The following is an 8,012-nucleotide window of genomic DNA, read 5'->3' on the forward strand; positions in this document are numbered from 1 at the left end:
CGACCGGTGGATGCCACCACCCGGTAGCCGAGTTTGCTGAGCAGAGCGATGGCAAAACTGCCCACACCGCCATTGGCGCCCGTCACCAGAATCTCGCCCTGATCGGGCGTGACGCCATTGCGCTCCAGCGCGAGGATGCACAGCATCGCCGTGTAGCCAGCGGTGCCAATGGCCATCGCCTGTGCCGGGGTAAAAGCCTTGGGCAACGGAATCAGCCAGTCACCCTGCAACCGGGCTTTTTGCGCAAGACCGCCCCAATGACTTTCACCGACGCCCCAGCCGTTGAGCAACACTGCATCGCCGACCTTGTAATCGGCGTGAGCACTGGCCTCAACCGTACCGGCCAGATCGATCCCCGGCACCATCGGAAATTTGCGCACCACCGGACTGCTGCCGGTAATCGCCAGGCCATCCTTGAAGTTGAGTGTGCTGTAGGCGACACGTACGGTGACATCGCCTTCGGGTAACTGGTCCTCGTTGATCGCTTGCACGCTGGCGCGATAACCGCGGTCGTCTTTGTCGATCAGAATGGCGTTGAACATGGCGACCTCTCGCGAACGGGTTTAAGGATTGCGTGCCTTGAAATACCACATCGCAATACATTGCCACACTCGACTTTCTGCTTGTCCGCAAATCGACCGGGTATTTGCATCACGGGCGACTATGCTTTTTCGACGGTTGTGCTTTCGCGATGATTCCTTTGGAAATCGCCCTGTCGATGGAGCTGACAATGCCTTATCCGCGCTCGTTTCTTGTGATGCTGATGCTGTGGCTGCTGACCTTCGGCAATGCTTTGGCAGCCCCCGCGACAACAACCGCTGACGCAGCGCCGGACGCGCCAACATGGCCGCAAGTCATCACCAGCGGCAAGGCGAAACTGACCGTGTACCAGCCGCAACTCGACAGCTGGGATGGCTATACCCTCAATGCCCGCGCAGCGGTCGAAGCCACAGGTGGCGACGGCAAGTCCACCTACGGCATCGTCCAGTTCAGCGCGCATACACTGGTCGACAAAGCGACCCGCTGGGTGGCGCTCGATCAGTACAAGCTGATCAAGGCCGACTTCCCGGCCGATGCCCGCCAGGCCGACATCTGGGTCGCGGCATTGCAAAAGGACGCCGAAAACCGCAAGAAGACCATTTCGCTGGATCAGCTCGAAGCCGCCGTAGGCGTGCTGTCGGCCGAGCAGAAAGCCGACAGCGCGCCACTGGAAAATACGCCGCCAGCCATCGTCACGTCCGACGTCCCCGCTCTGCTTGTCTATATTGATGGCGAGGCCGCCTATCGAGCGGTGGACGGCACTGCGCTGCAACGGGTGCTCAACACTCGGCCGCTGCTGCTGAACGATGCCCAGGGCAAACATTACCTGCATGTATTCGATGGCTGGATGGTTGCCGACCAGTTGAGCGGCGAGTACATGCGCCTGGCCGCACCACCTGCCGATCTGGAAAAAGCCCGACTGGCGGCGATCAAGAGTCGGCAGGTCGATCTGTTGACGGGACAAAGTGATCCCAAAGACAAGGTGCCGAGTCTGGCCAAACCGCCGCAGCCGAAGATCTTCATCGCCACCACGCCCACCGAACTGCTGGTGACCGACGGCGCGCCACAATGGCTGCCCATCCAAGGCACAAGCCTGCTTTATGTGAGCAACACCACCGGGCATATCTTCAAGGAAATCGGTGACCAGAACAGTTACGTGCTGATCTCCGGGCGCTGGTTTCGCGCCAGCGACATGAAGGGGCCGTGGACATTTACCCCGGCCGACAAATTGCCCGCCGACTTCGCAAACATCCCCGACGACAGCCCGAAAGAGAACGTCAAGGCCTCCGTCGCCGGCACGCCACAGGCCAAGGAAGCGGCGATTGCCGCGACCATTCCCCAGACCTCGGCGATCAAGAAAAACGCGGTGCACATGACAGCGCCGCAGTTCGATGGCGAGCCGCAACTCAAAGCCATCAACAGCACACCGCTGCAGTATGTGGTCAACAGTGCGACACCGATCATGCGCGTCGACAACGACAGCTGGTTTGCGGTGGAGAACGGAATCTGGTTCACCTCGACGTCCTTGAACGGGCCGTGGACCGTGGCCAGTTCCGTACCGGCGGTGATCTATTCGATCCCGCCGAGTTCGCCCATGCACTACCTCACCTACGTCAAGGTCTATGAGTCCAGCGGCGATACCGTGGTGGTCGGTTACACGCCGGGGTATCAGGGATCGAATCTGGACCCGGCGACCGGCGTCGTGGTTTATGGCACCGGTTATCCGTACACGCCGTGGGTCGGCAGTGTCTGGTACGGGCCGCCGGTGACTTACGGTTTCGGCGTCGCCATTCGCTACACACCCTGGACCGGCTGGACGTTCGGCTTCGGTTTCGGCTGGAGCTGGGGCGGCAGCACCGTGGCAATGGGCTGGGGCTGGGGCGCCTATCCGTGGTGGGGCAATTACGGCTGGGGTTACGCCTGGGGCCCGCACCTGTATCCAGCGCCGCTGGCCTGGGGTGGCGCCGCCTACGGTTATCGTGGCGGCGCGCTAGCCTGGGGGCCCGGCGGCTGGGCCGGAACCACGGGCAACATTTACCGTCAGTGGGGTGATCGAGCGACCGTCAGCCGCTACGGTGCGGGCTACAACGCCTGGACCGGCAATCGCTGGGCGGGTCAGGTAGGTGCTTCGTATAACTCACGCACCGGCGTCGCAGCGGCGGGTCAACGGGGCGCCGTGCATAACGTCTATAACGGCAACTATGCAGCCGGACGCAGCGGCGTGGCGACCGGGCCGAACGGCGGCGCCATTGCCGGCGAACGGGTCACTGTCGGCAATGCGCGCAACGGCACGCAAGTCACCGCCAACCGTGGTGCGGTGTACAACCCCAACTCCGGCAACACCACTCAATATGGCGCGGTTCGCGGACGCAACAGTGGTGTGGCCCATGTCGGCGACAACGTTTATGCGGGGCATGACGGTAACGTCTACAAGAAAACCGATAATGGCTGGCAGTCGATGGTGGGCGGCGGTACACGGCCGACGCCGGTAAACAACAATGCACAACTGCAGAACCTCAATCGCGAATCCGCTGCGCGCAATGTCGGCAACCAGCGCACCAACAACTTTCATAACTCCTCGCAAAACATGAATCGTTCGTTTGGCGGCGGCGGCGGATTACACCGACGCTGAAAAACTGCACGGCATATTCAGTATTTCGAACTGGCTGTGTAGACGGCTTTGCTGTTAAAAAACGAGCCTGCCATCCCTGCCCGTTTTGTCGTTCGGAGAACCGCTGTCATGAGCCAATGGCCAGATAACCGCCTGCTTGACCTTCTCGGTATTGAAGTACCGATCATTCAGGGCCCGATGGCCGGTGCCACGAATTCGTCCATGGTGATCGCCGTGTGTAACGCCGGGGGGCTGGGTTCGATGCCGGCGGCGATGCTCAGCATCGAGCAGTTGCGTGACGAGCTGAAAACCATTCGTGCAAACACTGACAAACCTTTCAACGTGAACTTCTTCTGCCATCAGCCACCGGCGCCGGATGAACAACGCGCCCGCGACTGGAAGAACCTGCTGGAACCTTACTATCGCGAACTGGGCGTGGATTTCGACGCACCGACGCCGGTGTCCAATCGCGCGCCCTTCGATGCCGCAGCCTGCGAAGTACTGGAGGAGTTTCGACCGTCGGTGGTGAGCTTTCACTTCGGTCTGCCGGAAAAATCCCTGATGGATCGGGTCAAGGCCACCGGAGCGAAAATTCTCTCCTCGGCCACCACCGTCGAGGAAGCCGTGTGGCTGGAGCAGAACGGTTGCGATGCGATCATTGCCATGGGTTACGAAGCTGGCGGCCATCGCGGGATGTTTCTGAGTGAGGACTTGAGCAGTCAGGTCGGCACATTTGCCCTGGTACCGCAGGTGGTCGATGCGGTGAACATTCCTGTGATCGCTGCGGGCGCCATTGCCGACGCTCGCGGTGTAGCGGCAGCGCTCATGCTCGGCGCGTCGGCGGCGCAGGTGGGTACTGCGTACCTGTTCACCCCGGAAGCGAAAGTCAGCGCTGCTCATCACCAGGCGCTGCGCACGGCCAAGGAAAGCGAAACCGCGATCACCAATATTTTCACCGGCCGTCCGGCCCGGGGCATTCTGAACCGTGCCATGCGCGAGCTGGGCCCGATGTCGCCGATGGCTCCCGCATTTCCGCTGGCGGGGGGTGCGTTGATGCCGTTGCGGGCGAAGCATGAGGCTGAGTTCGCCAACCTCTGGGCGGGTCAGGCCTTTACGTTGGGCAGAGACGTCAGCAGTGCCGAATTGACGCGACAGTTGGCCGACGGTGCTTTGGCAAAACTGCAACAGCGTTGAGTCCGGACCGCGTGAGGAATCGAAGCCCTCACACTGGTTTCAAGCAACACTTTCCGTTTGCCGGCATTTCGCTATATATTTCGCTATATAGCGATCTCACCCCTCGCATCGGCGCAGTCCACCTCCAACAATAGCTGCCCTGTGCCCACGCCAACCACGGAGCTGTTACATGACCATTTGTGCCTCCCGTTTTGCCCCTTCCTGCCTGGTTTCCCTGCTCGCGGTGTTCGCCATTGGCACTGTCCAGGCTGATGAAGTGCAAGTGGCTGTAGCTGCCAACTTCACCGCGCCGATCCAGGCGATTGCCGCCGATTTCGAAAAAGACACCGGGCACAAACTGGTCGCCGCTTACGGCGCCACTGGCCAGTTCTATACCCAGATCAAAAACGGCGCGCCGTTCGAAGTGTTCCTCTCGGCGGACGACACCACTGCGGAAAAACTCGAAAAAGAAGGCGATAGCGTCAAGGGCTCGCGATTCACCTACGCCATCGGCACCCTGGCGCTGTGGTCGGCCAAAGAAGGCTACGTCGATGCCAAAGGCGATGTGCTGAAGAAAAACGAGTACCAGCATCTGTCCATCGCCAACCCGAAAGCCGCACCTTACGGGCTCGCCGCCACGCAGGTGCTGGAGAAGCTGAAACTGACCGAGGCCACCAAAGGCAAGATCGTTGAAGGCCAGAACATCACCCAGGCGTATCAATTCGTCTCCACCGGCAACGCCGAACTGGGCTTCGTTGCTCTCTCGCAGATCTACAAGGACGGTAAAGTCAGCAGCGGCTCGGCTTGGATCGTTCCGGCCAGCCTGCACGACCCGATCAAACAGGACGCGGTCATCCTCAACAAAGGCAAGGACAGCGCCGCCGCCAAAGCCTTGGTTGAATACCTCAAGGGCCCAAAAGCCGCTGCGGTGATCAAGTCTTACGGTTATCAACTCTAAATGGCGCTGACGAGTGCCGATTTTGCGGCGATCTGGCTGACCCTGAAACTGGCGTCCCTGACCACCGTGATTCTATTGCTGGTCGGCACACCAATCGCCCTGTGGCTGTCGCGTACCCGTTCGTGGTTGCGCGGCCCGATCGGGGCGATTGTCGCCCTGCCCCTCGTGCTGCCGCCGACCGTCATCGGTTTCTATCTGTTGCTGATGATGGGGCCGCACGGCTTTCTCGGCCAATTCACCCAATGGCTGGGACTCGGCACGCTGACCTTCAGTTTTACCGGGCTGGTGATCGGCTCGGTGATCTACTCCATGCCGTTTGTGGTGCAACCGCTACAGAACGCCTTTTCGGCGATCGGCACCCGTGCTCTGGAAGTGGCCGCGACTTTGCGCGCCAATCCTTGGGACACTTTTTTCAGCGTGATGCTGCCCCTGGCGCGTCCGGGTTTTATCACGGCAGCGATCCTCGGATTCGCCCATACCGTCGGTGAATTCGGTGTGGTGCTGATGATTGGCGGCAACATTCCCGACAAGACCCGCGTGGTGTCCGTGCAGATTTACGACCACGTCGAAGCCATGGAATACGCCCAGGCTCACTGGTTGGCCGGGGCGATGCTGGTGTTTTCCTTTCTGGTGTTGCTGGCGCTGTACACCAGCCGCAAAACCCGTGCGGGCTGGAGCTGACCGATGATTGATGCACGTTTGAAAATCGGCTATTCCGGCTTCAGCCTGGACGTTGACCTGCACTTGCCGGGCCGTGGCGTCACCGCGTTGTACGGTCATTCCGGCTCCGGCAAAACCACCTGCCTGCGCTGCATTGCCGGGCTGGAACGTGCCGAACAGGCATTTATCCGCATCAACGGTGAAGTCTGGCAGGACAGCGACCATGGCACTTTCGTCCCGCCACACAAACGCGCAGTCGGCTACGTGTTTCAAGAGGCCAGCCTGTTCGCGCACCTGTCGGTGCTGGGCAATCTGCAATTCGGCCTCAAGCGCATCGCCAAGGCCCAGCGTCGGGTGGATCTCGCGCAGGCCACTGAACTCCTGGGTATCGGTCATCTGCTCGAGCGCCATCCGCAGCACCTCTCTGGTGGCGAACGTCAACGAGTGGGCATTGCCCGAGCCCTGCTGACCAGCCCGAAGTTGTTGTTGATGGACGAGCCCCTGGCCGCTCTCGACAGCCAGCGCAAACGCGAAATTCTGCCTTACCTGCAGCGTCTGCATGACGAGCTGGACATTCCACTGCTGTACGTCAGCCACGCGCAAGACGAAGTGGCGCGACTGGCCGATCACCTCGTGCTGCTCAGCGACGGCAAGGCCCTGGCCAGTGGCCCGATCGGCGAAACCCTCGCCCGTCTGGATTTACCGATGGCAATGGGCGACGACGCCGGAGTGATCATCGAGGGCCAGGTCAGCGCCTACGACGCCGATTATCAGTTGCTGAGCCTGCAATTGCCGGCCACCCATTTGCACATTCGCGTCACCCACGCGCCGATGGCATTGGGTCAGGCCTTACGGTGCAAGGTACACGCGCGAGACATCAGTCTCACCCTGCAGAACACCGAGTTCAGCAGCATCCTCAATCGTCTGCCGGTCACCGTGGTCAGTGAACTGGCAGCGGACAACGCTGCCCATGTCCTGATTCGTCTCGATGCCGGCGGCACGCCCTTGGTGGCGCGTATCACGCGCTTCTCGCGGGATCAACTCGGCGTGCATCCGGGCCAGCATCTCTGGGCGCAGATCAAGGCGGTCGCAGTGCTGGCGTAAATCATTCGGCACGACGGCTACAGCGTGCGGTCAATCGTTTACAGACCACGACGCCCCCAAGAAAGCCGCCATGCCCGACACCGTGCTGACCGACGCACTGCCCCCAGACCTGCACTATGTCGATGACACCCAGCCCGGTATCACGCGCAAGAAACTGCGCGGCAAGTTCAGCTACTTCGAACCCTCCGGCCAGCGCATCACTGACCCGGACGAAATCAAACGCATCAACGCCCTCGCGGTGCCGCCGGCCTATATCGACGTGTGGATCTGCGTCGACCCGCGTGGCCACCTGCAAGCCACTGGGCGCGATGCCCGTGGCCGCAAACAATACCGCTATCACGCGCGCTGGCGCGAAGTGCGCGATGCCGACAAGTATTCACGCCTGCGCGAATTTGGCCTGGCGCTGCCGAAATTGCGCAAACAGCTGGAAGCGCTGCTGGCCGCGCCCGGTTTCAGTCGCGACAAAGTCATGGCCACGGTGATCACCCTGCTCGATGCCACGCTGATTCGTGTCGGCAACACGCAATATGCGCGGGATAACCGTTCCTACGGCCTGACGACCTTGCGCAGCCGACATGTCGAGGTCAACGGCAGTGCGATCCTGTTCCAGTTTCGCGGCAAGAGCGGGATCGAACATCAAATCACCGTCAAGGATCGCCGTCTGGCGCGAATCATCAAGCGCTGCCTGGAAATCCCCGGGCAGAACCTGTTTCAGTATCTGGATGAAAACGGTGACCGCCACACGGTCAGCTCTTCCGACGTCAATGCGTATCTGCAAACCCTGACCGGCGCCGACTTTACCGCCAAGGACTACCGCACTTGGGCCGGCAGCGCCCTGGCATTGGCGGTGTTGCGTGAGCTGACTCACGAATCGGAGACCGAAGCCAAACGCCACGTCGTCGAGATGGTCAAGGGCGTCGCCAAACAGCTGGGCAATACGCCAGCGGTGTGCCGCAAGTGCTATAT

Annotated in this window: 7 protein-coding genes; 6 read left to right on the plus strand and 1 reads right to left on the minus strand. The window is 61.0% G+C overall.

Annotated features, from left to right (window positions below):
- A partial coding sequence (locus DBR24_RS33445; protein WP_256591771.1) for an alcohol dehydrogenase catalytic domain-containing protein occupies positions 1-542 on the minus strand: 542 nt, incomplete at its 3' end.
- Positions 543-730: 188 nt separating this feature from the next.
- Here DBR24_RS33445 and DBR24_RS23795 point away from each other — a divergent pair.
- The 6 genes from DBR24_RS23795 to DBR24_RS23820 all read left to right on the plus strand — a co-directional run.
- Entirely contained in the window at positions 731-3,172 is a 2,442-nt protein-coding gene (locus DBR24_RS23795; protein WP_128615962.1) for an autotransporter, read from the plus strand.
- Between the two features lie 108 nt (positions 3,173-3,280).
- Positions 3,281-4,345 (plus strand): nitronate monooxygenase family protein, encoded by a 1,065-nt coding sequence (locus DBR24_RS23800; protein ID WP_128615963.1) that lies wholly within the window; start codon positions 3,281-3,283, stop codon positions 4,343-4,345.
- 169 nt (positions 4,346-4,514) lie between these two features.
- A complete protein-coding gene (modA, locus tag DBR24_RS23805) occupies positions 4,515-5,282 on the plus strand; it encodes a molybdate ABC transporter substrate-binding protein (RefSeq protein WP_128615964.1) in 768 nt (255 codons plus the stop codon).
- Positions 5,283-5,963 (plus strand): molybdate ABC transporter permease subunit, encoded by a 681-nt coding sequence (gene modB, locus DBR24_RS23810; protein WP_128615965.1) that lies wholly within the window; start codon positions 5,283-5,285, stop codon positions 5,961-5,963.
- Between the two features lie 3 nt (positions 5,964-5,966).
- The gene (modC, locus tag DBR24_RS23815) at positions 5,967-7,046 is read left to right on the plus strand and encodes a molybdenum ABC transporter ATP-binding protein (RefSeq protein WP_128615966.1); all 1,080 of its coding nucleotides are present in this window, start codon (positions 5,967-5,969) and stop codon (positions 7,044-7,046) included.
- A gap of 70 nt (positions 7,047-7,116) precedes the next feature.
- Positions 7,117-8,012 (plus strand): DNA topoisomerase IB (locus tag DBR24_RS23820; protein WP_146189107.1); only part of this gene is annotated, 896 nt, incomplete at its 3' end.

The sequence above is a fragment of the Pseudomonas sp. HMWF006 genome (genome assembly GCF_003061205.1).
Taxonomy (GTDB): Bacteria; Pseudomonadota; Gammaproteobacteria; order Pseudomonadales; family Pseudomonadaceae; genus Aquipseudomonas; species Aquipseudomonas monsensis.

Excerpts from the sequence above, each read along its gene's own strand:
- DBR24_RS23795 (WP_128615962.1), top strand. The coding sequence starts at position 731 with ATGCCTTATCCGCGCTCGTTTCTTGTGATGCTGATGCTGTGGCTGCTG.
- modB (WP_128615965.1), top strand. The coding sequence starts at position 5,283 with ATGGCGCTGACGAGTGCCGATTTTGCGGCGATCTGGCTGACCCTGAAA.
- modC (WP_128615966.1), top strand. The coding sequence starts at position 5,967 with ATGATTGATGCACGTTTGAAAATCGGCTATTCCGGCTTCAGCCTGGAC.
- DBR24_RS23800 (WP_128615963.1), top strand. The coding sequence starts at position 3,281 with ATGAGCCAATGGCCAGATAACCGCCTGCTTGACCTTCTCGGTATTGAA.
- modA (WP_128615964.1), top strand. The coding sequence starts at position 4,515 with ATGACCATTTGTGCCTCCCGTTTTGCCCCTTCCTGCCTGGTTTCCCTG.